16 protein-coding genes are annotated in these 25,985 nt (G+C 46.6%); 8 read left to right on the forward strand and 8 right to left on the reverse strand.

What is annotated here, in order from left to right; translation table 11 throughout:
• Window positions 1-71 precede the first annotated feature (71 nt).
• Window positions 72-4,310 carry a formate dehydrogenase subunit alpha gene (gene fdhF / locus R7Q48_RS03805; protein WP_256902612.1) on the reverse strand — a complete coding sequence of 1,413 codons (4,239 nt, stop codon included), beginning with the start codon at window positions 4,308-4,310 and terminating at the stop codon, window positions 72-74.
• Window positions 4,311-4,625: 315 nt separating this feature from the next.
• On the opposite strand from fdhF, the gene R7Q48_RS03810 reads away from it, so the two are divergent.
• From R7Q48_RS03810 to R7Q48_RS03840, 7 genes are all read left to right on the forward strand, one after another.
• Window positions 4,626-5,048 carry a hypothetical protein gene (locus tag R7Q48_RS03810; protein WP_170890022.1) on the forward strand — a complete coding sequence of 141 codons (423 nt, stop codon included), beginning with the start codon at window positions 4,626-4,628 and terminating at the stop codon, window positions 5,046-5,048.
• Between the two features lie 135 nt (window positions 5,049-5,183).
• Window positions 5,184-6,575, forward strand: coding sequence for a TolC family protein (locus R7Q48_RS03815; protein ID WP_005375427.1), 1,392 nt, complete (start codon window positions 5,184-5,186; stop codon window positions 6,573-6,575).
• A 101-nt stretch (window positions 6,576-6,676) separates the two neighbouring features.
• Window positions 6,677-8,395 (forward strand): efflux RND transporter periplasmic adaptor subunit, encoded by a 1,719-nt coding sequence (locus R7Q48_RS03820; RefSeq protein WP_256902611.1) that lies wholly within the window; start codon window positions 6,677-6,679, stop codon window positions 8,393-8,395.
• Between the two features lie 2 nt (window positions 8,396-8,397).
• A complete protein-coding gene (locus R7Q48_RS03825) occupies window positions 8,398-11,607 on the forward strand; it encodes an efflux RND transporter permease subunit (RefSeq protein ID WP_256902610.1) in 3,210 nt (1,069 codons plus the stop codon).
• Between the two features lie 76 nt (window positions 11,608-11,683).
• On the forward strand, window positions 11,684-12,235 hold the full coding sequence (gene copI, locus R7Q48_RS03830; RefSeq protein WP_053307858.1) for a copper-resistant cuproprotein CopI: 552 nt from the start codon (window positions 11,684-11,686) through the stop codon (window positions 12,233-12,235).
• A 324-nt stretch (window positions 12,236-12,559) separates the two neighbouring features.
• Window positions 12,560-13,411 (forward strand): carbenicillin-hydrolyzing class A beta-lactamase CARB-42, encoded by an 852-nt coding sequence (locus tag R7Q48_RS03835; protein WP_005375420.1) that lies wholly within the window; start codon window positions 12,560-12,562, stop codon window positions 13,409-13,411.
• A gap of 282 nt (window positions 13,412-13,693) precedes the next feature.
• Window positions 13,694-14,743 (forward strand): sensor domain-containing diguanylate cyclase, encoded by a 1,050-nt coding sequence (locus R7Q48_RS03840; RefSeq protein ID WP_025998663.1) that lies wholly within the window; start codon window positions 13,694-13,696, stop codon window positions 14,741-14,743.
• Between the two features lie 112 nt (window positions 14,744-14,855).
• On the opposite strand, the gene R7Q48_RS03845 is transcribed toward R7Q48_RS03840, so the two are convergent.
• A complete protein-coding gene (locus R7Q48_RS03845; RefSeq protein WP_005375418.1) occupies window positions 14,856-15,008 on the reverse strand; it encodes a hypothetical protein in 153 nt (50 codons plus the stop codon).
• Between the two features lie 246 nt (window positions 15,009-15,254).
• Between R7Q48_RS03845 and speG the strand changes: the two genes are divergently transcribed.
• Window positions 15,255-15,794 (forward strand): spermidine N1-acetyltransferase, encoded by a 540-nt coding sequence (gene speG, locus R7Q48_RS03850; protein WP_005375417.1) that lies wholly within the window; start codon window positions 15,255-15,257, stop codon window positions 15,792-15,794.
• A gap of 47 nt (window positions 15,795-15,841) precedes the next feature.
• Here the strand turns inward: speG and R7Q48_RS03855 are convergent, their stop codons facing one another.
• From R7Q48_RS03855 to R7Q48_RS03880, 6 genes are all read right to left on the reverse strand, one after another.
• On the reverse strand, window positions 15,842-16,639 hold the full coding sequence (locus R7Q48_RS03855; RefSeq protein ID WP_256902608.1) for a hypothetical protein: 798 nt from the start codon (window positions 16,637-16,639) through the stop codon (window positions 15,842-15,844).
• A 176-nt stretch (window positions 16,640-16,815) separates the two neighbouring features.
• Complete coding sequence (locus tag R7Q48_RS03860; RefSeq protein WP_318132172.1) at window positions 16,816-17,901, reverse strand: OmpP1/FadL family transporter; 1,086 nt, start codon at window positions 17,899-17,901, stop codon at window positions 16,816-16,818.
• 120 nt (window positions 17,902-18,021) lie between these two features.
• Complete coding sequence (vmeQ, locus tag R7Q48_RS03865) at window positions 18,022-21,162, reverse strand: efflux RND transporter permease subunit VmeQ (protein ID WP_318132173.1); 3,141 nt, start codon at window positions 21,160-21,162, stop codon at window positions 18,022-18,024.
• A 10-nt stretch (window positions 21,163-21,172) separates the two neighbouring features.
• On the reverse strand, window positions 21,173-22,315 hold the full coding sequence (vmeP, locus tag R7Q48_RS03870) for an efflux RND transporter periplasmic adaptor subunit VmeP (protein WP_318132174.1): 1,143 nt from the start codon (window positions 22,313-22,315) through the stop codon (window positions 21,173-21,175).
• 90 nt (window positions 22,316-22,405) lie between these two features.
• Entirely contained in the window at window positions 22,406-23,197 is a 792-nt protein-coding gene (locus R7Q48_RS03875) for a hypothetical protein (protein WP_213885936.1), read from the reverse strand.
• Between the two features lie 529 nt (window positions 23,198-23,726).
• On the reverse strand, window positions 23,727-25,886 hold the full coding sequence (locus tag R7Q48_RS03880) for a prolyl oligopeptidase family serine peptidase (RefSeq protein WP_213885935.1): 2,160 nt from the start codon (window positions 25,884-25,886) through the stop codon (window positions 23,727-23,729).
• Between the last annotated feature and the right edge of the window lie 99 nt (window positions 25,887-25,985).

A 25,985-nucleotide genomic window follows, 5' to 3' on the forward strand; every position in this document is an offset into this window, starting at 1 on the left:
ACATATCATAAGCTTATATGTAATCGCCCAACTCGCCAGTGCGCTGCTAACCTGTATCTAAACAGATTGGCCTAAATGGAATGAACCGCTTCCGCTGCAGGCTCTGTAAGTAGCGCTTTTTCGCTCACTTCGACTTTAACCGCAGCGACCTTGAACTCAGGGATCTTCGCATGCGGGTCAGTTGCCGTTGTCGTTAGGCGGTTGACTGGCGATTCAACAAAGTGGAATGGAATGAACACCACTCCTTTTTGAATACGCTTAGTCACAAAAGCATCAATCTCAATGCTGCCGCGACGTGTAGACACCGTCAGACGCTGACCATTACTGATGCCAAGCGTTTCTGCGTCTTCCACGCTCACCATCGCGCGAGGGCCAGCAAGATTATCCAACCCTTTGGTCTTACGCGTCATGGTGCCAGTGTGGAATTGCTCAAGTACACGACCTGTAGTAAGCACCAGTGGATACTCTTCATCTGGCAGCTCAGCCGCATAACGGAACGGTACGCCCACCATTTGCCCTTTACCACGAGTAAACTGGGTTTGGTGCATGATGCGAGTACCCGCAGGGTTGTTCTTATTGCTCGGCCATTGCACACCGTTTGGCGTAATGGCGTCCCAACGAAGACCCGCGTATTGAGGTGTCACTCGTGCAATTTCGTTAGTGATATCAGACACACAGTGGTAGTCCCAATCACTGCCCATGGCATTGGCGATTTCTTGAATAATCCACCAATCTTCTTTTGCCTCACCCGGTGCCGTGACAACCGGATTCACACGCTGAACACGACGCTCCGTATTGGTGAAGTGCCCCGCTTTCTCTGCAAACGAGCAAGAAGGCAGAACCACATCCGCGTATTGAGCGGTTTCCGTTAGGAAGATGTCTTGAACAACCAAGAAGTCGAGCGCTTCTAAACCTTCAATCACATGCGCTTGGTTCGGGTCACTCAATACTGGGTTCTCACCCATGATGTACATACCACGAACGTCACGATGGCAAGCCGCGTCAATGATTTCTGTCAGGGTTAAACCTTGCTCAGAAGGCAGATTTGGTGCGTTCCATTCAATAGCAAACTTCTGTCGCACAATTGGGTTGTATACCTTTTGATAGCCCGGGAAGCTGTTTGGCAAAGCGCCCATATCACACGCGCCTTGCACGTTAGATTGACCACGTAGCGGGTTAATACCACCACCTTCAATACCGATGTTGCCACACAGCAATTGCAGGTTAGCGATAGAACGCACGTTGTCATGACCTGTCGTGTGCTGAGTAATCCCCATCGAGTAGTAAACAGCCGTACGATCTGCTGTACCGATCATGCGCGCCATTGCTTGAATGTCTTCGGCTTTTACGCCCGTAACCAACTCCACTTTATCGAGGTTATAAGCTGGTGACATCACTTCTTGCAGTAAGGTATCAAAGCCGTCGACACGTTCTTCGATGTACTCTTGATCGTACCAGCCGTTCTTAATGATCTGCTGCATGACACCGTTTAGGAGCATCACATCCGTACCCGGACGATGCGCCATATACAGCTCAGCATGCTCTGCCATATCGACACGTTTCGGGTCAGCCACAATCAAGCGAGCGCCGTGGTGACGAATTGCTTGTTTGATGTGTGAAGCGATGATCGGGTGCGCCGATGTGGTATCCGAACCGATAATAAAGATCACATCCGAGTGCTTAATGCTTGGAATGTCGTTGGTCATTGCACCACTACCGAGTGATGCCTCAAGACCGGTTACACTCGATGCGTGACACAAGCGCGCACAGTGATCGACGTTATTGGTGCCTAGTTCACGACGGACAAATTTTTGGAACGCGTAGTTGTCTTCGTTGGTGGTTTTCGCTGAAGAGAAACCCGCCAATGCGTTGCTGCCAAAATCTTGCTTGATGCCAGAGAACTTGCTTGCAATCAGTTGAATCGCCTCTTCCCAACTCGCAGGCTGCAACCAACCGTCTTTACGAATCAAAGGCGTGGTAAGACGCTCTTCACTGCCGATGAAATCAAAACCAAAGCGCCCTTTCACACACAGCATGCCTTGGTTCACTGGCGAGTCACCGCCCTTCACGTAACGAATCGTATTGGTTGCTTCGTCCACGAACATAGTCAACTTACAACCCACACCACAGTACGTACAAATGGTGTCGACCGCTTTCAGATCTTCAGTACGGCCTTGCGAACGGTCACGACTATCGACCATTGCGCCCGTTGGACACACTTGAACGCACGCGCCACATTGCACGCAGTTCGAATCACCCATTAGGGTTAAGCCATTCTTGTTACTTCCAAAGTGTGGACGATCGTCAGGACGTAATGCCGGACGACCTTGTTTATCGCACACGAAGTTCAGTACACCGTGTACGGCTTTGTCGCGGCACGCTTGGATGCACTGACCACAGCTAATACAGCGGTTAGCATCAAACTCAATAAACTCAGAGCTGCGGTCAACTTCGTACTTATGACGCAAGTCTTTCGCACGAAGATCTAACCAATCTTGATGCGATTTAATCTGCAAAGAGAAGTCAAAGCTTTGCTCAGCCTCATATTCGGTGGAGTAATCACGCAGCGCACAATCAGTATTTGCCTGACAGCCACATTCTAGACAGCGCGCAGCTTCCTTCATTGCTTCTTCGTTATCAAAGCCCAACTCCACTTCAGCGAAGCTTTGCTCGCGTTGTGCTGGAGTCAGCTCAGGCATGATAGATCGAGCAACTTTCTGGATGTTCTCGAAGTGAAGCGGATCGACTTGAGAGAGCTTCTTCTCTTTGCGCGAGTTGAACGCCGCCTTTGGCATGTCTGCCATATCACCATTCAAAAACAGGTCAATGGCTTTTGCCGCAACGCGACCATCACCCACCGCTTCAACTGCCGTTGCTGGGCCGCGGCGGAAATCACCAATACTGAAGATGTTGCCCGTGCCAGTGTGCATGGTCTTTTCATCTGCATCTGAGGTGTTCCAACGCGTAAGCGGAATCGACAAATCTTCACCTTCGAGGAAGCTCAGGTCTGGCTTTTGCGATACTGCTGCAATCACGGTGTCGAACTCTTCGGTGAAGAACTCGCCAGTTGGTTTAGGGCTTCGACGACCAGATGCATCCGGCTCACCCAACGCCATGCGCTCTAGGCGAATCGCACTCACGCGTCCAGTTTCATCGGCAAGGTTTTCTGCCGGGTTGGTCAAGAAGTGGAATTTCACCCCTTCGTGTTCCGCTTCGACAATCTCGTAGTCTTCTGCCGGCATTTCGTCACGGGTACGACGGTAAATCAACGTGGTGTCTGCACCAGCACGACGCGCAGTACGAGCACAGTCAATTGCCGTGTTACCACCACCGATCACCGCGACTTTCTGACCCGTTACATAGTTTTGCTCGGTAACGTAATCTTTTAGGTAATCAACGCCTAAGTAGCAACCTTCAAGGTCACTGCCTGTGTAATGCATTTCAACCGCTTGAGACGCGCCGACAGCCAAACACACTGCGTCGTATTCTTCGCTCAATTGAGAAAGCGTGAAATCCACACCCAGCTTTTGATTGGTGTGAACTTGCATGCCATTGCGGCACATCAGTTCGATTTCTTTATCGAGAATGTCTTTTGGTAAACGGTATTCTGGAATGCCATAACGCAACCAACCACCCGCTTTTGGCATGGATTCAAAGACCGTAACGTCGTAGCCTTCGTTCGATAGGTAGTAGCCAGCTGTCAGACCACCAGGACCACTGCCGACGACGGCAATGTTCAAACCTTTGCTTGGTTTCTTTTCTGGTACATAGGCTTCATGCGCAGACAAATCCGCATCCGCGGCATGACGTTTTAGCTGACGAATTGCAATAGGCTCATCGACTAACGAGCGGCGACATTCACTCTCACAAAATGCCGGGCACACACGACCAATCGATAGCGGCATAGGAAGCGTACGCTTAATCACTTCAATCGCTTTTTGATGATCGTTCTGTGCGATGTGATAAAGGTACGATTGGATATCAACGCCCGCTGGACACGCGGTTTTACATGGCGCTTCACAATCGGCGTAATGGTCCGTCATGATGCGGTTGAGTGCTTTTCTGCGGTGCTCGCTTAATTGTTCTGATTGCGTGACCACATTAAGGCCCCGGTAAACTTCAAGTTCACACGCACGCTTAGTACCGCCGCTTTCGACTTCAACCACACACAAGTCACACGGTACTTTTTCATTACTTTTGTTCATTCCGCACAGCGATGGGATCTCGACCCCACACACTTTTGCTGCTTCTAAAAGGGTTAGACCCTCTTCTACAATTCTATATTTTCCATCGATGACAATTTCTATCATGCAACCCCCGCAGCAAAGCAAATCCAAATCTGCACAAGTAAAACCATGCATTCTATAAGGATAATCATTTGTAAGACAAGTTAGTGTGATGTAAAACTTATAAACCACATTTTTCACGTGTCATAAAAAGCGAGGGCTTCTTTCGCTAACTTTCAACACTCGGTGTTTAACAAACGTTTTACTCCCTCGAAAGTGCGAAAACAGAAGGGTTGGACTATTTTGATAATAAGAGTAATAAATGATTGACCTTACCCTTAGGTTAACCTTTAGAATCGAAGGGTTTTCATCATTTTCATCAAACACATGGGAAAGGGTATGCACTTAAAATCGCTGCATACAATCTGGTTAACTCTCTTCACGACACTAGTGCTATTGGTATCTAGTGTGGCGAACAGTGAGCCGTTGATGAATATTCAAATGATGTCTACTGGCATGGCTCACCATCCTTCTATGATGAGTGACAGCGAGCACTGCGGTATGCCTGGTATGATGGACGTCTCCATGACTGACGCTTCTATGTCCGAAGATGGCGATGCAAGAGAAACCAGCATGAACTGTGGTGGAGGCTCCGGCATGGTTCATACCTGCTGTACTGCCGCGTGTACGATAGTTTTCGTCCCCCTACCGAATCCTACCAATAGCCCAATGCCCGTCATCTATCGCGCAACTATTACTCCTGAAGTTGCTTCCCCAGTCGTACACGTCAGCCGCGACCTATACCGACCTCCAATAGCCTAAATCCGTCCTAGCATTCGACCCTGCGCGTGTATCGCAGGTTGTTTTAATGCGCCTGAACGATGAGGTAACAAGGCTTTACTGTTCCCGCAATAAAATCCGCACCTCCATCGATCCGGCGAACACTGGATTTAGATTATGGATATCAAACCATACCGCTTAGCTGCACCTATTTTTATGGTGGCTCTGGTCGCTGCGCCTACCTTGGTTAACGCCGCAGGAAAAGAGACGCACGCAGCGCAAAATTCCGCATCAAGTGAGCGAGCTTCAACGACCAAGCTTGCCCAACTGATCAACGTCGCTTTGAGTAACGATGGCAATCGTAAGCAATACTCTGCGCAATCTGCTGCCATGCGTGAAACGGGCGTCGCGAGTGCGACCTTGATGGACCCAAAACTGAAAGTGGGTTTTGGTGGCTTGCCTGTCGACAGCTTCAAATTCGATGAAGACCCAATGACCAACATCTCCGTTGGTTTAATGCAACAGTTTGAGCGTGGCTCGACGCTTGATTTACAGCAGAAGAAAGCCAATCAACAAGCCGACGGCCTTGGGCTTCAAGTTCATGCTCGTGAGCTTGAAGTAGCCAACAGCATGACTCAACTTTGGTTAGAACTTGGTTACCAGCAACGCGCTGAACAAATCATGCTTGAGAATCGCAAGTTGATGAAGGAGATGGAAAGCTTTATTCAAACCAACTATTCGATTGGTAAGAGTGAAGCGCAAGATCTGCTCAATGCCCAGCTTCAAGTCAGCAAGTTGGATGAGAAACTGCAAGCCAACGCACAAATGCAACGTCGTCTTATCTCTCAACTCTCCGAATGGTTGGGGTCAGATTGGTTGGCAAACGAAGAGGCTCTGCACGCGAGCAATCAACTTAATTGGGACACACTGAACAGCAAACTTGCTGCCAGTCAGGGTTCCACCAAGCATTATCAGCAACTCAGCCAACACCCGATGGTTAGGATGGCCGACGTAAGTATTTCTGCCAATAAAACTCAGGTGGAAATTGCTGAGCAAGCCTACAACCCACAATTTGGCGTCGAAGTAATGTACGCCTACCGCCAAGCCGACAACATGATGGGTGAGCCCGCCTCCGATTTGGTCAGCGCTTACCTAACCATGGACATTCCGTTGTTTACGGGTGACCGCCAAGATCGCAATCTTGCTGCCGCTCAATACCAAGTTGGCGCGGCACAATCACAAAAAGACACCTTACTAACGCAGATGAATGCCAAGGTGAACACTTTGCTGGTTGATCACGGCAACTTAACCCAGCGTTTAGAACGTTATCAATCCACCTTATTGCCTCAAGCGAAAGCGCGCATTCAAGCCGTTGAGCGGGGTTATCAAAACAACACAGCGCAGTTTAACGATGTGATTTCTGCCACGACTGACGAGTTGGCTCTGCAATTAGAGCAACAACGTCTGCTGACCGATCTCAACATCGCAAACAGCAATTTAGCCACCCTACTCGGTGGTTTCGATTATCAAGTGGCTTCTCCAGAAGCTCGCTCTATCTCGACATATTAATTTGTGATTCCCAAAAACGTTGGGGCTACAGGTATGTGACCGATATAGAGCAGTCAACAACGCTGTAGCGTCATGCGCAAACGGGAAAATAAGGTATAAGAATGAAAACATTACAAGTTGCAACCATCGCGCTGATTGTTGGTGGTGCTTTAGGGTTTGGTGCTAATCATTTTCTTACGGGCTCGACTCACGACATGAGTGCGATGGGTGGCGAATCTGCTGCAAGCTCTAATGATCCGCTTTACTGGGTTGCCCCAATGGATCCGAATTACAAACGCGACAAGCCGGGTAAGTCCCCAATGGGCATGGATTTGATTCCTGTTTACGCAGAAGACCTATCCGGTGAACAAGACGCACCGGGTACAGTGACTATTGACCCTTCAGTAGAGAACAACCTCGGGGTTAAAACCGCAAACGCGACACTACAACAGCTATCACCACGCATCGAAACGGTTGGCTATATTGCCTTTGATGAAAGTCTGTTATGGCAAACCAACGTTCGTGTGGCGGGTTGGGTAGAAAAACTCTACATCAATGCCGTGGGTGAGAAAGTGAAGAAAGGCGATGTGCTTTTCACTCTCTACTCTCCTGAACTGGTTAAAGCACAAGAAGAATTGCTGAATGCGTACCGCACTGGCCGCAAAGGTCTTGTAAAAGGCGCAACCGAACGCTTGGTAACGCTTGGGGTTGACCGTGCTCAAATCAAATCCATTACTCGTAGTGGTAAAGCATCGCAAACCATTGAAATCAAAGCGCCTGCTGATGGCGTTATCGCGAGCTTAAACGTGCGTGAAGGTGGCTATTTGTCCCCTGCTCAAGCGGTGATCAGTGCAGGACCTTTGGACAATGTTTGGGTTGATGCAGAAGTCTTTGAGCGTCAAGCGCACTGGATGAAAGCGGGTTCTCAAGCCACGATGACCCTTGACGCGATTCCGGGCAATGAATGGCAAGGTGTTGTCGATTACGTGTACCCAATCCTCGATCCGAAAACACGTACGTTGCGTGTGCGCCTTAAATTCCCTAACCCAGATGGCGCATTGAAGCCAAACATGTTCGCCAACATTGCCCTTCAGCCTGTCACTGATGACGCAGTATTAACGATTCCTAAATCATCTGTTATCCGCTCTGGCGGTATGACTCGCGTTGTTCTGGCGGAAGGTGATGGCAAATACCGCTCAGCTCGAATTGAAGTTGGCCGTGAAGCTGGCGAACAAATCGAAGTATTACAAGGACTTAAACAAGGCGATAAGATCGTTACTTCATCTCACTTCATGCTCGATTCTGAATCAAGCCAGTCGGCGGATCTGTCTCGCATCAATGGTGTAGAAGCAGCGGCAGAAACAGCATGGGCTAAAGGTGAGATCACGGATGTGATGAAAGATCACCGAATGCTGACCATCAACCACCAACCTGTACCAGAATGGGATTGGCCGGGCATGGTAATGAACTTCACTTTCGCAGATGGCGTCGAGATGGGTGACTTGAAAAAAGGTCAGGCTATCGAATTTGAAATGCAGAAAACAGAATCTGGTCAGTACCAAATCGTTGACTATAAGGCAGACAACAGCGTCATTGCCGCAGAAGTTTGGCTGACTGGTGACATCACAATGCTGATGGCTGATTTTGGCATGATCACCTTAAACCACCTACCGGTTGCAGAATGGAACTGGGATGCGGGTGAGATGAACTTCTCTGTGGGTGAAGACGTTGATCTAACGGGTTTTGAAGAAGGACAGAAAGTTCGGTTTCTAGTTGAAAAACAAGGATCTGACTACGTTCTTAAACAGCTAGTTCCTGCAACAGCAGCCGTCGAGGGTTAATTATGATCAATGCTATTATTCGTTGGTCACTGAGCAACCGATTCCTAGTGTTGGTCGCGACCTTAGCCCTTGTATTAGGCGGACTTTACAGTGTAAAGAATACGCCTGTTGATGCGATTCCGGATCTTTCTGATGTGCAAGTGATCATCAAGACAAGCTATCCGGGTCAAGCTCCTCAAGTCGTCGAGGATCAAGTTACTTACCCGCTCACCACCGCCATGCTTGCCGTGCCGGGTGCTGAGACAGTTCGTGGCTACTCCTTCTTTGGTGACTCTTACGTTTATATTATTTTCAACGATGATACCGACATGTACTGGGCACGTTCACGCGTGTTGGAGTACTTAAGCCAAGTAGCACCAAAGCTACCATCGAACGCAAAACCAACCTTAGGTCCTGATGCAACGGGCGTGGGCTGGGTTTACAGCTACGTATTACAAGACAAAACCGGCAAGCATGATTTGGCGGATCTTCGCAGCCTGCAAGACTGGTTCTTGAAGTACGAGTTGCAAACCGTTGATGGCGTTTCTGAAGTCGCGACCGTGGGCGGTATGGTGAAGCAGTATCAAGTGCAGATTGATCCTGCCAAGCTGCGTGCTTACAACCTCACTCTGCAACAAGTGAACATGGCAATCCAAAACGGTAACCAAGAAACCGGCGCGTCTGTTATCGAAGTGGCTGAAGCCGAGCACATGGTTCGTACCACGGGTTACCTAACCAGCATTGAAGACATAAAATCGCTGCCGCTAAAAGTCACCGAGAAAGGCACGCCGTTGCTATTAGGTGATATCGCAGACATTAACCTTGGCCCACAAATGCGCCGTGGTATCTCAGAGCTGAATGGCGAAGGTGAAGCGGTAGGTGGCGTTATCGTGATGCGCTTTGGTGAAAACGCCAGTGAAGTGATTGCGAAAGTCAAAGACAAACTCGCAGACCTACAACGCAGCCTGCCAGAAGGCGTGGAAATTGTTGCAACTTACGATCGCTCTACCCTTATCGATTCAGCGGTAGAAAACCTATGGAAGAAGCTTGCAGAAGAGTTCATCGTCGTTGCGATTGTGTGTGCGTTGTTCCTGTTCCACATTCGTTCTTCGTTGGTTATCGCTCTGAGCCTACCGGTCGGCATTCTCACTGCGTTTATCGTGATGCATTGGCAAGGCATCAATGCCAACATCATGTCCTTGGGTGGTATTGCGATTGCCATCGGTGCCATGGTGGATGGTGCAATCGTGATGATTGAAAACGTTCATAAGCACATTGAACGAACGCCACTGACCGATAAAAACCGCTGGCAAGTGATTGGCAAAGCCGCAGAAGAGGTTGGCGCACCGCTGTTCTTCTCGTTGCTGATCATTACTCTTAGCTTCGTACCGGTGTTCGCCTTGGAAGGCCAAGAAGGCAAGATGTTCTCGCCGCTTGCGTTCACTAAGACGTACGCCATGGCAGCGGCAGCAGGTTTGGCAATCACGCTCGTGCCTGTACTTATGGGCTACTTAATTCGCGGTAAGGTGTTACCGGAACACAAAAACCCAGTTAACCGTGGCTTGGTCGCGTTGTACCGCCCGTTGTTGAACACCAGCTTAAAATACCCTAAGACCATGATTGTTATCGCATTAGGTCTGACGGCATCGGCTTACTACCCAACCAGTAAACTGGGTAGCGAGTTCATCCCGCCGCTGGATGAAGGCGACTTGATGTACATGCCAACGACCTATCCGGGTATCTCGATTGGTAAAGCGCGGGAGCTTCTACAACAGACCAACAAGCTGATCAAAACCGTTCCAGAAGTGAAAACCGTATGGGGCAAGATTGGCCGGGCTGAGACCGCAACCGATCCAGCGCCACTCACCATGATTGAAACCGTGATTCAGTTGAAGCCACGCGATCAATGGCGTGAAGGGGTTACAACCGAGTCACTACGCAAGGAGTTCGACAAACTGGTTCAGTTCCCTGGTCTTACTAACGCTTGGGTAATGCCTATCAAAACGCGTATCGACATGCTGGCAACGGGCATCAAAACCCCTATCGGTATCAAGATCGCCGGACCCGATCTGAAAGTGATCGAGAAGATCGGTTCTCAGTTGGAGCCAATTCTTAATGGTGTACAAGGCACGGCATCGGTTTATGCAGAACGTGTAGCAGGAGGCCGCTATGTCACGATCGACATTAAACGTCGTGCCGCAGCGCGTTACGGCTTGAGCATCAAAGACGTTCAGCAAGTGATCTCCACTGCGGTGGGCGGTATGAATGTGGGTGAAACCATCGAAGGCTTGGAGCGTTACCCAATCAACGTTCGTTACCCACAAGACTACCGTGACTCAGTGGTAAAATTGCAAAACTTACCGTTAGTGACACCAAATGGCGCTCGTATTGCACTGGCTGACGTAGCGGACATTCGTTACGAAGACGGTCCTCCAATGATCAAGACAGAGAACGCACGCCCGAACGGCTGGGTGTTTGTCGACATCGATGGTCGTGACCTTGGCTCTTACGTCGTGGAAGCACAGCAAGTCGTGGCCGATCAGTTGGAGCTTCCTGCGGGTTACTCGTTGGCTTGGTCTGGTCAATACGAATACATGGAACGTGCGAAAGACCGCTTGAGTGTCGTGGTACCAATTACCATCGCCATCATTATGCTGCTGCTTTACTTCAGTTTCCGTCGTGTCGGCGAAGTAATGATCATCATGCTTACCCTACCACTCGCTATGGTTGGTGGTTTGTGGCTCATGCATATCCTCAACTACAACTTCTCGATTGCCGTTGGGGTCGGCTTTATTGCCCTAGCAGGCGTCGCGGTTGAGATTGGGGTCATCATGCTCGTCTACCTCAACCAAGCATGGCACTACAAAAAGCTGGATGCGGAAGAGAGCCAACAGAAGCTTGAGGCGAAAGACCTAACCGATGCCATTCGTGAAGGTGCAGGCCTGCGTGTTCGCCCAGTAATGATGACGGTACTGACGGTCATTATTGGTCTGATTCCGATCATGTACGGCGAAGGTACAGGGTCAGAAGTGATGCAACGTATCGCTGCACCAATGATTGGCGGTATGGCCTCAGCACTGCTGCTGACGCTGTTAGTGCTTCCAGCCATCTTCAAGCTGTGGAAACAACGTGAGTTGCGCCCAAACAACTCAACTCCGAGCCAAACAAGCACGCAAACTGGCAACCAAATCGAAAACGCCGACAGCACAGATCGCACTGATAACAAGGCTTAATCCCTACCTTCCTCTCAAACATGCCGTTTGAGGGGAAGCAACCAAGTTATTAATGAATTAAAACAAGGATATAAAAATGAAAAAGACACTAATCACTCTTGCTCTAGCCCTAACAACAACGACTGCGTTTGCCCAAATGGATCATTCAAACATGGACCATGGCAACATGAAGCATGAAAACATGGACCACGGCAGCATGAAGATGGACCACAGTAAAATGGACCATTCAAACATGATGGATATGCCGGGCATGTCGGCAGTAGGTATGCCAGCGAAAGGGGCAAAGCCAGACAAGGTGGTACACGTAATCTTGGGTGATGACATGACCATCAAGTTCAAGAAAGACGTCAAGATTGAGCCAAACGATGTGGTGCAGTTTGTAGTCATGAACACAGGTAAGATCAACCACGAGTTTACGATTGGTTCGGCTAAAGAGCAGCTAGAACATCGCGAAATGATGAAGACAATGAGCGGTGATCACATGCATGACTCAGGCAACGCAGTTACGGTAGAACCAGGTAAAGCGAAGCAATTACTGTGGCACTTCCACGGTGACAACAAGGTTGAGTTCGCGTGCAACATTCCAGGCCATGCAGAATCGGGCATGGTTAAAAAGATTGAACTGTAAGTAATTATCCAACTAGACAAAGGAGCTGATGATTCAGCTCCTTTTATTTCTGGATCAAACTATTCGTTAGCTCATGATAAGAAATTCTGAGCCAGTGTCTCACGCTAAGATATTTTTGTGACCGAATCACCGACGTAATATATAAGCCAAACTACAGGCCTTGATAGCAACACTCTTCTCCCCATATTGAGACCGTTTAAGCGTATTGCAAAGAATCCTACATAAAATAGACATAGATTTAACAGTGTTTAGAGTATTGGCTCGTTATAGTTTACGTGACATCGCTACCGTGCGAACTAAAACTAAAATTGAAGAACACGATCCATGAAAAAGTTATTTTTGTTGGCTGGGCTAATGGTTTGCTCAACCCTAAGTTACGCGTCCCAACTGAATGAGGACATTTCTCTCCTCGAGCAACAAACCTCAAGCAGAATTGGGGTGTCAGTTTGGGATACCCAAGCAGACGAGCGTTGGGATTACCGTGGCGATGAACGCTTCCCACTCATGAGCACATTCAAAACCCTAGCTTGTGCCAAAATGTTAAGTGATATGGACAGCGGTAAGCTAAGTAAAAATGCGACCGCAAAAGTCGATGAGCGCAGTATCGTTGTATGGTCTCCAGTGATGGATAAGCTCGCAGGCCAAAACACACGCATAGAGCACGCGTGTGAAGCCGCTATGTTAATGAGTGATAATACCGCAGCCAACTTAGTATTAAATGAAATTGGCGGCCCTAAGGCCGTAACAATGTTTCTGCGAACAATTGGAGATAAAGCAACGCGCCTAGACAGAATAGAACCTCGCTTGAACGAAGCCACACCAGGCGACAGCCGCGACACAACTACACCTAACGCCATACTAAACACTCTTCGAACTTTGGTCGAAGGCGAAACGTTGTCTTATGAGTCTCGTGTACAATTAAAAATCTGGATGCAGGACAACAAAGTTTCAGACTCGTTAATGCGTTCTGTATTACCAACAGGTTGGTCTATTGCAGACCGTTCTGGTGCGGGAGGTCATGGTTCGCGTGGCATTAACGCGATTATATGGAAGGAAAATCATCGACCTGTTTACATTAGTATTTATGTCACAGAAACCGAGCTCTCACTTCAAGCTAGGGACCAACTCGTTGCGCAGATAAGTCAGTTGATTTTACAAAAGTACAAAGACAATTAAGTCACCACTCACCTGACCCTATTTGTATCCTTTTCTAGCCCTTCTCTTCCAGAAGGGCTCATTCTGTACTTCCATCTTAAAAACACCACTTATTGAGTAATGACTTACTTATAAATAGGTATAAGATTTACTTATTTAGGGTGAGTTAACGCCCACATTAAGCAACCAAATGCACACAAACGGCGATAATTGAACCATACTCTTACCAAGAAGCACATTTTCTACAAAATAGCTTCACGTAATTTATTGTTGGTATTTGCAACATTGCCAAGGAGATGTCTATTGAGACTTGAAAGAACTTTTAACCCTGATGACTTATCGATGCAAAACATGGAAAGTCCGATATGTATGCCGATAGGGTTTGTTCACTTTTTAGCTCAATCGGAAACACTACAGCAAGTACTTGATACGGTGGCAGAATGGATAAATCGCATATTTAATTCTGACCGTGCGAGTATCACACTTTATGAAAACAATGATCATTTAAAGGTCTACTCTTTCTCTGGTAGTAAAGCGATTCCCGCTGAATTTTTAGTGCCCATTCATCAAGCGTTTGTTGGCCGAGTGTTCAAAAAGCAACAACTGATGATCTGCGACGATGTTACGCAATCTGATGAGATCGATTGTGTGATGCTCGCATCCAATGGTATGGGTACGTGTATGGACGCGCCTTTAATGCACGGTAAAGTCTGCCTAGGAACGCTTAATGTTGCGCATCATCAAACGCACATTTACACAAACGAACAAGCGGCACAGCTTCAGTGCATCGCTAATTGGATTGCTTTAAACATTGCCCTTCATATACAGATTATGAAAATGGAACACCTCGCCACGACGGATGATCTAACAGGTATTCCAAACCGCAGAGAGTTCATGCGACAAATCGAAAGCCGCCTAAATGAATACCGAACCCTGGGCATTGACTTCCATGTTGCTATTTTAGATCTCGACAATTTTAAAAGCCTCAATGACCGATTTGGTCATGACGCAGGCGATAAATCACTGATCCATGCAGTTAATACTATTAAAAGTCATCTACTTGATTGTGACTTACTTGCCAGAGTTGGTGGTGAAGAGTTTGCCATCGTATTAAGAAGTCGCTCATCACAGCAAGCTCTAGACACATTAGAAACGATTCGTAATGCACTAGAAACGACGACCGTTCAACATTCAGGTTGTGATATGAGCTTCACCGCGAGTATTGGGGTAACTCAAGTCTGTCGTCTCGACGACTCATTTGAACCACTTGTTAAACGCGCAGACTTAGCACTTTACAAGGCAAAGGAAACCGGAAGAAATCGCGTTGAGTTTCATATTGGTGAAGAAAGGTAGAAAAAATAAAAAAAGGTAGCGACTCATTGCGCTACCTTTTATCGATTCTAACCCGCTTAAAATAACTAATACGAACTTTAAGCCAGTTAAAAATAAGAATGAGCAAATTTAATTATGCTTTCTTAAGATCTTTAGCTGGGTAAGTTAGTGTTTTTTCGCCTGCTTTTACATGTGTGTAAAAACCGCCACTGCTTAAACCTGTAACAACCATTTCGCCAAGATCGATACCTTTAGTCGCTACTACTACGTCACCGATTGAAAACATATTGAATACCTTGTTTGTTTAGATTAAGACACTAAGTCGTTGCGCGGTATTTAATACGATATTAGGCAAAGCACCTAATCGAGTTTTTTATCGTAAAGATTAATTTATATTTGTCGTGAACTCTAAGTTTCCACATTGAAAATCACAGGATATTTTCCAAAAAAAGATGCGCTATTCTTGTGAAATACGGTAATATTTTCTAGCATCAAGTGCGGAGGTATTCTCCGCCCTCATTGGAGAAAAATGATGAAGAAAGGCCTAAAAATGCGTGCATTAGAGCGTTCTGATTTGCGCTTTATTCATGAACTGAATAACAACCGAAATATCATGGCCTACTGGTTCGAAGAACCTTACGAGTCTTATGACGAGCTCGAAGAACTTTATCGAAAACATATACATGATGACGCTGAAAGACGTTTTGTCGTCGAGGATGAAGACGGCATCGTAATTGGCTTAGTTGAGCTGATCGAGATTAACTACATTCACCGCAGCGCGGAATTTCAGATAATCATCGCCCCAGAGCATCAAGGCCGAGGTTATGCGACAGAGATGATTAATCGTGCGTTAGATTACTCATTCTCAATTCTTAATCTACGTAAAATCTACTTATTAGTCGCAGTGGATAACGAAGTCGCTATTCACTTATACAAAAAATGCGGCTTTATCGAAGAAGGTCACCTTGTAGAAGAATACTTTATTAACGGCGCTTACAGCGATGTTAAGCGCATGTATATATTAAAACACCAATACCAGAAAAAGATCGAAGAAAACAACTCAATTCACTAGTTCATTCTATCAAAGTAAAAACGCAGCTATTTGGGCTGCGTTTTTATTTATTCGAATTGATATTGATATGATAATACGATGCGCTCGTCTGCTTCATCCAAATAGGTGTTGTTGTCCATGACAAACGTCATTACGTTAAACGAGTGACGTTTGCTCACGAGGTAACCAAGGCCGATACCACCAAAGAAGCCTTTGTAGTTCTCTCCTTCACTGTTTTCTGAGCCGTAAGTGCCTGCTGCGAAGCTGATTAACGTCAGTTCTTTGGTAAACGATTTCAGCGCAAATGCACCAACGTAACCGCTGCTGCCTGAAGAGCTCATCATATTGAAGCCATTCTCTGCACTTGGAGTGCCCGTAAAGTTAGGCTCGCTACAGTGGCTACTTTCTGCACCGTCACAAACAGGAACATCACCAGTGTTGTACGTATAGCCTGCCATTGGGAAAATTTGGAAGCCTGCTGGCTCAATCCCGAAATAACTTAGCGGCATAAAGGTACCAACGCTGTAGTTGGTTTGATCCGCGCCGTTTACGTATTCATTTTTACCGAAGTTGAAGTTCACGATACCGACCGGAAACAGCCACGAGCCACCAATACGCCACTCGCTCGCATCATCATTGATACGCAGGTTAATTTTGCGCGCTTGGTCAAGCGCAAGTGAGCCCGAGAATGAGATGTTTTGATCATCAAAATCGTAGTTGTTTGCGTAAGACGCGCCAAATTTCGTGATAACTTTTGTTGGGTCATCCGCCAACTTGTTTTTATTGTCTTTTACTCGATGCTCGGCACCATGAGCCAGCGTACTAACCAACAAAGTTATACACACTAACGCTAGTTTATTTTTCATTTTTTAGTCCTTTGAGATGTTGAATACCCGCACTTAGCTGCGCAGATATTTTTTGAATCATCACTCACTGGATGTGACAAAAGCGCCCTAACTACCTTAGATGGCGTGACAGCATCCAGTGCAGGTAGTTAGGGTAGAATGGCCTGTAAGGAAGGCGTTTTAGCGATTAGGAATGATTAGTTTTTCCAGTTGTAGCTCATGCTCATGAAGTACAGTGCAGGCTCATCAAAGCCCGCTTGGAAGCGTGGCGTTTCTGACGATTCCATCAAGATCGCTTCAAACGCGAAACCAATTGAGTTTTCTGAATCCAATTTGTAATCAATGCCTGTACCAATGCGGTACGCCTTGCCAGTAGGAACGGTAATGTCACCGTTTGATTGGCTTTCATACATGCTGGTATCGAATGCAAAACCTGCATTCCACATCATTTTTTCATTCAGTTTGTACTGAGTACCCAATGCGATTTGGTAAGTGTCTTGTGTCTCTACGCCCAGCGTGGTTGTGTATTCGCTCCAGTCTTGCCAGTTCACGTTCCACATCACCGCTAGGTCATCATTCACTTCATGGTAAGCACTGAAGATCAGTTGTTGTGGAGCAATGGAGTTACTCTTGTCGAATTCAAATTCGGCTTCAGAAGAGTAAGACAGACCAAGACGCGTGCCTGATGTTGCCTCATAAAGCACACCTACTCGGCCGTTGACCTGAGTATCTTGGTCTTCGTCATTGAAGTTCAAGACTCCCTTCGTTTCCACTTCATACATACCGTACTGAATACCAAGCGCCGCACCCACAGACCAGTGATCATTGATGCGGTAAGAAGCGGAAGGTTGAATGGTTAAGGCTTGCGTCGTTGCTGTAGGAATATCTAAATGATTATCCAAAAGACCTTCGTACTCGAGGCCAAGGCCGTAGTTGCCATACAGACCAATACCCAGCGTCCATTTGTCGTTTACTTGTTGGCTGTAAAATGCCGACGCCATAGGAACAAAACCAATCACGTTGCCCGCCTCGCCAGTCATCGTGTCTAGTTGCGCGTCACCGTAAAGGCCAATCAGGTTACCAGAGAAAGATTTACCAGAAACATTCGCCAGACCAGCCGGGTTTGCTGCCATTACTGAGGCATCTTGCGCACGAGCCGCCATACCAGCGGATGCCAAACCAATATCCGATGCAGTTGTTTCGTAAAGGTATAACCCACCCGCTTGCGCAGCAGCACACGTCAGTAGAGAGCTCGCTACGACGATTTTTGAAAGATTTTTCATGCTAAAACCTATTATTGTTTGGGGAACCCACGCTGCGACGGTGGTTGTATATCAATGAAAGGCATTGGCCAATCGCACACAGCGTGGGGGTGTTGTGGAGTCAGTCAGTTGAAATCAGCGTTATTGCTCGCTCACCTCAAGTTCAGTGGGTTTCTTTCGCTTAAACTTCTCGCGCAGAGATTGCATCATCACGAAGAACACTGGCGTCAGTAACGTGCCTACAAACGTAGAGAGAATCATGCCGCCGAATACTGCAAAGCCCAGTGAGTGACGAGATGCCGCACCGGCACCCGATGCAATCACCAACGGGAATACCCCCCAGATGAAGGCAAATGCGGTCATCTGTACTGCACGGAAACGGATTCGAGCAGCTTCTTTGGCAGCATCAATGATGGATAAGCCCTTTTCTTCTCGCAGAACTTTGGCAAATTCCACGATAAGAATCGCCACTTTGGCGGACATACCGATCAAGATGACCACACCAATCTGCGCGTACAAGTCGAACGGTTGTCCCACCAGCAGTAGCGTGCCCATTGCGCCGAGAATCGCGACTGGAACCGCCATCATTACCGCTGCAGGAATGGTCCAACTTTCGTACTGAGCCACCAAGAACAAGTATGTGAACAGCAAAGACAATGCGAACGCGATCGGCGCCATGTTGCCTGCTTTCATCTCTTGGTAAGTCATGCCTGACCACTCGTATGAGTAACCACTTGGCAAAGATTCCGCAGCCAGTTTTTCAATGGCTTTTACAACATCACCCGAGCTGTAACCTGGCGCTGGCGCACCGTTCACGGTTGCAGAACTGAACATGTTGTAGTTCGACAAGGTATCTGGGCCGAAGATCGGCTTCACTTTCACTAGCGTTGCCAGTGACACCATTTTTCCAGAGCTTGAGCGAACAAACAGATGGTTGATGTCGTCGATATTGTCACGGTATTGCTCTTCTGCTTGCACTTTCACTTGGTACGAACGACCAAACAAGTTGAAGTCAGAAATGTAGGCGCCGCCCAACTGTGCTTGCAGTGTGCTGAAGATTTCATTCAACGGTACGCCCATCGAAATCGCTTTATCGCGATCAATATCGATGTAACGTTGCGGAATATTCGCACGGAAAATCGAGAACGCACGTGCCACTTCAGGCAGTTGGTTGATTTGGGCAACAAAATCAGCGGTTGTTTTTGCCAACTCTTGTGGAGAACGGCCCAAGTTGTCCTGCAGCACAAGGTTGAAACCATCCACCGCACCCATACCTTTGATTGCCGGTGTCGCGAAAACGAACGAAGCGGCATCTGGCGTTGAGTTCAGCATTTGGTTAACTTTATTCATCAATGCGCGTTGGTGTAGCTCAGGGTCTTTACGTTTGCTCCAGTTATCCAGTTTGATGATCAACATGCCCGAGTTTGGAATCGACGCCATGTTAATTACCGAGAAGCCCGCAACCGAAACCACGTTCTCCACACCTTCCATCTGTTTTAGCTCATCAACGTACTGCTTCATTAATGGTGCAGTACGCTGCAATGCTGCTGCGTCTGGCAAACGCATTTCGACCATGAACACGCCTTTATCTTCGTTCGGTACGAAAGAGGAAGGTACGGTCATGAACGCAAATGCCAGCACCGCAATAAGCGCGCCATAAACACCGATACTCAGCACAATGCGACGGCTCAAGAAGCCAACTACACCTTGGTATTTGCGCGTTATTGCCTCAAAACCTCGGTTAAACGCACGCAAAGGCGCAATAGGCTGCGAGTGAGTTGATTTCAACATCAACGCACAAAGCGCTGGCGTTAACGTTAATGCGTTGATCGCAGAGATCAGCACCGACACACAGATGGTGACTGCGAACTGGTTGAACATTCGACCGGAAATACCCGGCAATAGCGCAACCGGTACGAATACCGCCAACAAAATAAGCGTTGTTGCCAATACTGGCCCCGTCACTTCTTTCATAGCTTGGATCGTGGCCGGAATCGGGTCTAAATGCTCTTCATGGATAACCCGCTCCACGTTCTCTACCACGATGATCGCATCGTCCACCACGATACCGATGGCGAGGATCAAGCCAAACAACGAGATGGTGTTAATGGTCATGCCCATCACGCCCATGATTGCGAAAGTCGCAATGATGGAAACCGGAATCGCTAAGGTTGGAATGATAGTCGCTCGCCAGTTCTGCAAGAAAACGTACACAACGAAGGTGACAAGAAGTACCGCAATCACCAGCGTCTCGTACACTTCATCAATCGATGTCTCTACGTATTCGGTAGAGTCATAAGCGATGTCATAGACCAAATCATCTGGGAACGATTTCTCGTACTCTTTCATGGCCTCTTTCACCCGCTCCATCACGTCTAGCGCATTCGCTGTCGGCAACTGGTACAATGCCAGAACGGCGGCTGGTTCGTTATTCATACGACCATCAGCTTCGTAACCTTGTGCGCCAACTTCCACACGAGCCACATCTTTCAAGCGAATCAAAGAACCTTTCTTGCTCGCGCGGATGATGATGTTCTCGAACTCTTCCGCAGAAGTGAGTCGACCTTTGGTTTGCAAAACATATTGATATTGCTGGTCACCCGGAGCTGGCATACCACCGATCTTACCCGCCGCCACTTGGATGTTTTGCGTTTTAATTGCGCCAATAACATCGCTAGCAGAAAGCTTCAAGGTGGCCAGTTTATTTGGGTTTAACCAAATACGCATTGAGTAGTCTTTCTTACCCAGCAGCGTAATGTCACTCATACCTTCGATACGTTTTAGACGCTCGACAATATTGAGATCCGCGTAGTTAGAAAGGTAGATACTGTCGTGAGACTGTTTCGGAGAACGCAGTGTGATAACGCCCAGCATGTCGGAAGATTTCTTCTTAACCGTCACACCGATTTGGTTTACTTCTTGTGGTAGAGACGACGTCGCCTGCGCCACCAAGTTGTTCACACGAACCTGCGCCATATCGCCATCTGCGCCCACTCGGAAGTAAATACGCAATGTGTATGAGCCATCGTTACCAATCACAGAAGACATGTAAATCATGTCTTCAACGCCGTTGACTTTGGCTTCTATCGGTTGTGCTACGGTCTTTTTAACCACGTCCGCGTTTGCACCCGGATACATAGTGCTCACCGTAATTACCGTTGGAGAGATTTGAGGATACTCAGAAATTGGCAAGACTTTCAGGGCGAGCATACCCATCAATGTCATCGCCAGTGAGATCACCAAAGCAAACTTCGGCCGGTGAATGAAAAATTTACTTAACATCAGTACTCACTCAGCCTTGTTCACTCTGTAGCTCAACGTCTTTCACCGTTGCACCCGGACGCACTTTTTGTAGACCATTGACGATGACTTTTTCGTTAGCCGCCAAACCAGTCAGCACAGCACGTTTCACACCGTAGGTCTGACCGAGTTCAACGTTACGACGAGACACCACGTGATCATCACCAACCACCATGACGTAGTCACCCGCTTGGTCTTGTTGAACAGCCGCCGATAGGATAAGCAAACCATCAATGGTTTTGTTGCGCAGCTTGATGGTCAAGTTGCCATATTCACCCGGCATAAGCGCGTAAGTTGGATTATCGAATTGTGCTTCTGCTCGAATTGAGCCTGTTTCTAAATCGATCTTATTGCCAACGGCGTAGATCTTGCCATCAAGCGGATACAATGAACCGTCTGAAAGCGTCAGTGTTAAATCAACATCCAGTTTGTCATCGTTACGATGAGCCACATCAATCGCACTTCTTACGCGGCGGTAGAGCTTCTCATCCACATCAAAGCCAAAGCGAATTGGGTCTACTTGAGTGATCGAAACAAGAGGAACGAGTTGAATTTTAGAAATACGGTCACCCACTCGGAAGTTGCTGAAACCCACGCGGCCAGAGAAAGGAGCACGCACAGAGCTAAATTCAAGATCGAGCCTTGCTGAAACCAGCATCGCCTTCGCCTCTTCTACCGAAGCAATCGCTGTGGCTTGCGCGGCAATGGCGTCATCGTATTGCTGCTCACTGATGCTTTTATCTTTGATGAGTTTCTTCACACGTTCTGCATCACGCGTAGTTTGAACGAGTTGCGCTTTTGCTTTTTGCAACGACGCTTTTGCATACGCCAGTGCCGCTTTGTAAGGACGGTCGTCGATTTCAAACAACAATTGGCCTTTTTCGACCATATCGCCATCTTTAAAATAAATCGCGGTTAATTCTCCACCGACTCGCGGCATAATATCAACGTCATTTACCGCTTCAGTTCGACCGATAAAAGTATGATAAGGAGTGATTTTTGTTTCGGTTAGGGTAACGGTTTCAACAGAGGGTGCTTGGGCAGTTTTCGTTGCGATATCGCCAGTTTTGCATCCTGTTAGTAATGCAGAAGATATAGCAATAGATACCAACGAAAATTTATATTTGGCTTTCATGATAAACCTACTTTATTTAGAAAGTGCCCTAGCCTAAATATTTAAATATATGGATAAACACACTTTCTATTCTGGAAATAAACGAGGGAGTTAGAATTGGTAGTTAAATTCGATACGGTGATCACCATCACCGAAATTAACGTGATCATTCCAGTTTGCAAAGTAACGAATATTTTCGCGAGGATTAATTTGATAAGACAACGCAAACTCATGAGCCAAGATATTATCTTCACCTGCATAATAAGTATCTTTATATTGACTAGACCCTGACAACGTATGCATATACATGGGGTTGTAGTTAATCCAGATTTTATCGGTTAATTCAATTTTTGAGTACATACCCACAACAGTGAAAGTACCTGGAATTTCATAACCTTTGTCATCACCACTAAAATCATTAGCAATAGTGACACCCGCACCAGCTAAAGGAAATAGCTGCAACATACCAAACTTAGGTAGACCTTGAATAAAGCTATAAGATGCATCTAATTTATCGTTATCAACGTCGTAGTTTACATCTAATTGACGGCCTAGACCTTTTGCGACTTCTACTTGGAAATTACGTAGTCGGAAAGAGTCAATGCTGTCATCAACGTTGGCATATATTGGATCGTCATTGTCGCGAATGCCAAATAGCTCACCACCAATGCCTTTCATTTCAATGATGTTCATCGCCATGGTACCAGGCTGGCTAGATTGGTAAGTTTGACCGATTTTGATGTTCGCGCCTTTATCAGTAATACCAAAGCCAGCTTGGGTGTATACCGCAAGTGGGTCAGACATATCTTGTGGTTCTTCGTTATTGTTTGTCTGCGCATAGGCAGAAGACGCGAGTTGTAGGGCTGCAACCATAATGGCAACAGACGGTTTCACTAAATTCATAAAACTGTATCCATTTTAATGATTATAAAATTATTCACGTCATGAGGTCATCATAAATAGCAAGCAACACAACTCGCTTTGGATAACATAAATTATCAAAGCAAATTCAATAATGACGAAACATTCGACGCTTTAATTAAAATAAAATAAAGCATCGTAAAAGTTCAATCACCGCTACTTATATCTTATATAACTTGAAATTTGGTAATACTAACGAAGAAGGAAATATTAAAACTTATTAAAATTCAATTATCATTAGAACGAATGATTAATTAATCTTACCATATAAATAGAGAGTGCAATGGATTTAGGTGATCGCGATCAATGTTTCATTTCGATCGTACAACACTCTTCATATTAATTATAAAATTATAATAATTTAAAAAAACCTTAGTTTGATTAGCCTCGCATCAGATTAGAATAGTAGCCCTATAATAAATAAAAAGGGAATCACTCTCTGTGATTCCCTTTTATTATCGAGCGATAACGCGCCGATGCATTTCGATAACTAAAACGCAAACAATTCGCACTATTGCAGTTTCTCTATTCCCATATTGAACAGTGCAAAACTATAAATATCTGCATTTGTCTCAATTATTTTACGCGTTGGTGTGCCTGCACCATGTCCTGCATTGGTTTCGATGCGAATTAAGGTCGGATTTGAACCCGCTTGCTTCGATTGCAACTCAGCAGCAAATTTGTATGAGTGAGCAGGAACAACACGGTCATCATGATCACCGGTTGTAATCAATGTTGCTGGGTATTCCCCCCCCGCCTTTACATTGTGCACTGGCGAATAATCTTTCAGATATTGAAACATCTCTTTACTTTGCTCTGCCGTGCCGTAGTCATACGCCCAACCAGCACCTGCGGTAAAAGTATGGTAACGCAGCATATCCAGTACGCCGACTGCTGGCAGCGCCACTTTAAACAGCTCTGGACGTTGCGTCATAACGGCCCCCACTAACAAGCCACCATTCGATCCACCGTTAATGGCTAACTTGTTTGATGACGTTACCTTTTCATCAATTAGGAATTCAGCCGCAGCAATAAAGTCATCAAACACATTTTGCTTTTGCATTTGAATGCCAGCGTTGTGCCATTCTTTGCCATATTCCCCACCACCACGAATGTTCGCTACCGCGTAAACACCACCAAGCTCTAACCAAGCCGCACGTGTCGGGCTAAAAGATGGCGTGAGGCTAATGTTGAAACCGCCATAACCATATAGGATGGTTGGTGCACTGCCGTCCATCGGTGTCCCTTTTTTATAGGTGATGATCATCGGCACTTTTGTTCCGTCTTTTGAGGTGTAAAACACCTGGCGAGATTCATACAAAACAGGGTCAAATGGCGCTTTAGATTTGTAGTACACCTCGCTATCACCATCTTTGATGTTCAGACGATAGGTAGTGCTTGGCATCTTGTAGTTGGTGAAAGAGTAGTAGACTTCGGTTTCTTCTTTTTTCCCCGAGAAACCGTATGCGCTGCCAATATCAGGCAATTTGATTTCTCGGATGAGTTTGCCGTTCATGTCGTATTGCTTCACCATCGAGATCGCATCAACAATATAGCTCGCAAACAAATTGCCACCCGCGGTAGAAACACGTAACACGTTCTTTGTTTCAGGAATCAAATCTTTCCAGTTTTTGGGCTGCGGCTGACTCGCATCCACCGTCACGACGCGTTTGTTCGGCGCGTTAAGGTTCGTAACCAAGTACAGCTTCGTGCCTTGGTTGTCTATCACCCAAGTATCAGAACTGGTGTTATCTAAAATGGTTTTCAGCGGGCTATTTGGCTTACTCAGGTCTTTGAAGAACAGTTTGTTGCCCGACGTCGATACGCTGGCTGAGATAAACAAGTAGCGTTCATCTTCCGACGTGTAACCCCCAACGTAGCGATACTTTTCGTCCTTTACACCACCGAAAATTAATTGGTCTTCACTTTGTTTCGTCCCTAGTTTATGAAAGTAGAGCTTGTGTTGGTCTGTCTTCGCGGAAAGTTCACTCCCTTTTGGCTTGTCATAACTTGAGTAATAGAAGCCTTGATTGCCGAGCCAACTGATGCCACTGAACTTAATATCCACCAGCGTTTCACCGACGGGCTTTTTGGTTTCTGTGTCTAACACAATGACTTTGCGCCAATCGCTACCGCCTTCCGAAATGCTGTATGCAACCAAAGATCCATCTCGTGAAAAGCTCACTCCCGCTAACGATGTGGTGCCATCTTCACTAAAAGTATTTGGATCGAGGAAAATTTCTGCTTCGCCATCACCTAACTGTCGATAAAGCACATCTTGGTTCTGTAACCCGTCATTTTTGTAGAAGTAAGTGAACTTACCCTCTTTGAACGGCTGGCTTTGTTTTTCGTAATCCATGAGCTTAGTGATGCGCTCTTCAATCTGCTCGCGGTAAGGGATTTTCGCCAGATAATCAAACGTCACTGCATTTTGCGCCTTCACCCATTCTGCGGTTTCTGGGCTGAGATCGTCTTCCAACCAGCGATAAGGATCACTCACTTTTGTACCAAAGTAGTCATCGACAATATCCACTTTTTGTGTGGTTGGATACGTGATGGCTTTCGGGCTTACCTGTTCAACCGACGATTGCGCCGCTTCATTGGCATGCGCCACAGACAACACACTTCCGAGTGCGAGAGTTGTTGTGAGTGCTAGGGTGTTCTTTTTCATGAAATTCCTTTTTATTTTTCTGTTGTCTTTTTGTGCAATACATCAGAACTCTACTATATATCGACAAAATGAATCTAATTTCATTAAACGAGTTGTGAA

It is taken from the genome of Vibrio sp. 378 (assembly GCF_033339435.1).

What these genes read in the sequence shown, in the direction of transcription:
- fdhF (WP_256902612.1), bottom strand. Translation starts at nt 4,310, where the DNA reads ATGATAGAAATTGTCATCGATGGAAAATATAGAATTGTAGAAGAGGGT.
- R7Q48_RS03810 (WP_170890022.1), top strand. Translation starts at nt 4,626, where the DNA reads ATGCACTTAAAATCGCTGCATACAATCTGGTTAACTCTCTTCACGACA.
- R7Q48_RS03815 (WP_005375427.1), top strand. Translation starts at nt 5,184, where the DNA reads ATGGATATCAAACCATACCGCTTAGCTGCACCTATTTTTATGGTGGCT.
- R7Q48_RS03820 (WP_256902611.1), top strand. Translation starts at nt 6,677, where the DNA reads ATGAAAACATTACAAGTTGCAACCATCGCGCTGATTGTTGGTGGTGCT.
- R7Q48_RS03825 (WP_256902610.1), top strand. Translation starts at nt 8,398, where the DNA reads ATGATCAATGCTATTATTCGTTGGTCACTGAGCAACCGATTCCTAGTG.
- copI (WP_053307858.1), top strand. Translation starts at nt 11,684, where the DNA reads ATGAAAAAGACACTAATCACTCTTGCTCTAGCCCTAACAACAACGACT.
- R7Q48_RS03835 (WP_005375420.1), top strand. Translation starts at nt 12,560, where the DNA reads ATGAAAAAGTTATTTTTGTTGGCTGGGCTAATGGTTTGCTCAACCCTA.
- R7Q48_RS03845 (WP_005375418.1), bottom strand. Translation starts at nt 15,008, where the DNA reads ATGTTTTCAATCGGTGACGTAGTAGTAGCGACTAAAGGTATCGATCTT.
- speG (WP_005375417.1), top strand. Translation starts at nt 15,255, where the DNA reads ATGAAGAAAGGCCTAAAAATGCGTGCATTAGAGCGTTCTGATTTGCGC.
- R7Q48_RS03855 (WP_256902608.1), bottom strand. Translation starts at nt 16,639, where the DNA reads ATGAAAAATAAACTAGCGTTAGTGTGTATAACTTTGTTGGTTAGTACG.
- R7Q48_RS03860 (WP_318132172.1), bottom strand. Translation starts at nt 17,901, where the DNA reads ATGAAAAATCTTTCAAAAATCGTCGTAGCGAGCTCTCTACTGACGTGT.
- vmeQ (WP_318132173.1), bottom strand. Translation starts at nt 21,162, where the DNA reads ATGTTAAGTAAATTTTTCATTCACCGGCCGAAGTTTGCTTTGGTGATC.
- vmeP (WP_318132174.1), bottom strand. Translation starts at nt 22,315, where the DNA reads ATGAAAGCCAAATATAAATTTTCGTTGGTATCTATTGCTATATCTTCT.
- R7Q48_RS03875 (WP_213885936.1), bottom strand. Translation starts at nt 23,197, where the DNA reads ATGAATTTAGTGAAACCGTCTGTTGCCATTATGGTTGCAGCCCTACAA.
- R7Q48_RS03880 (WP_213885935.1), bottom strand. Translation starts at nt 25,886, where the DNA reads ATGAAAAAGAACACCCTAGCACTCACAACAACTCTCGCACTCGGAAGT.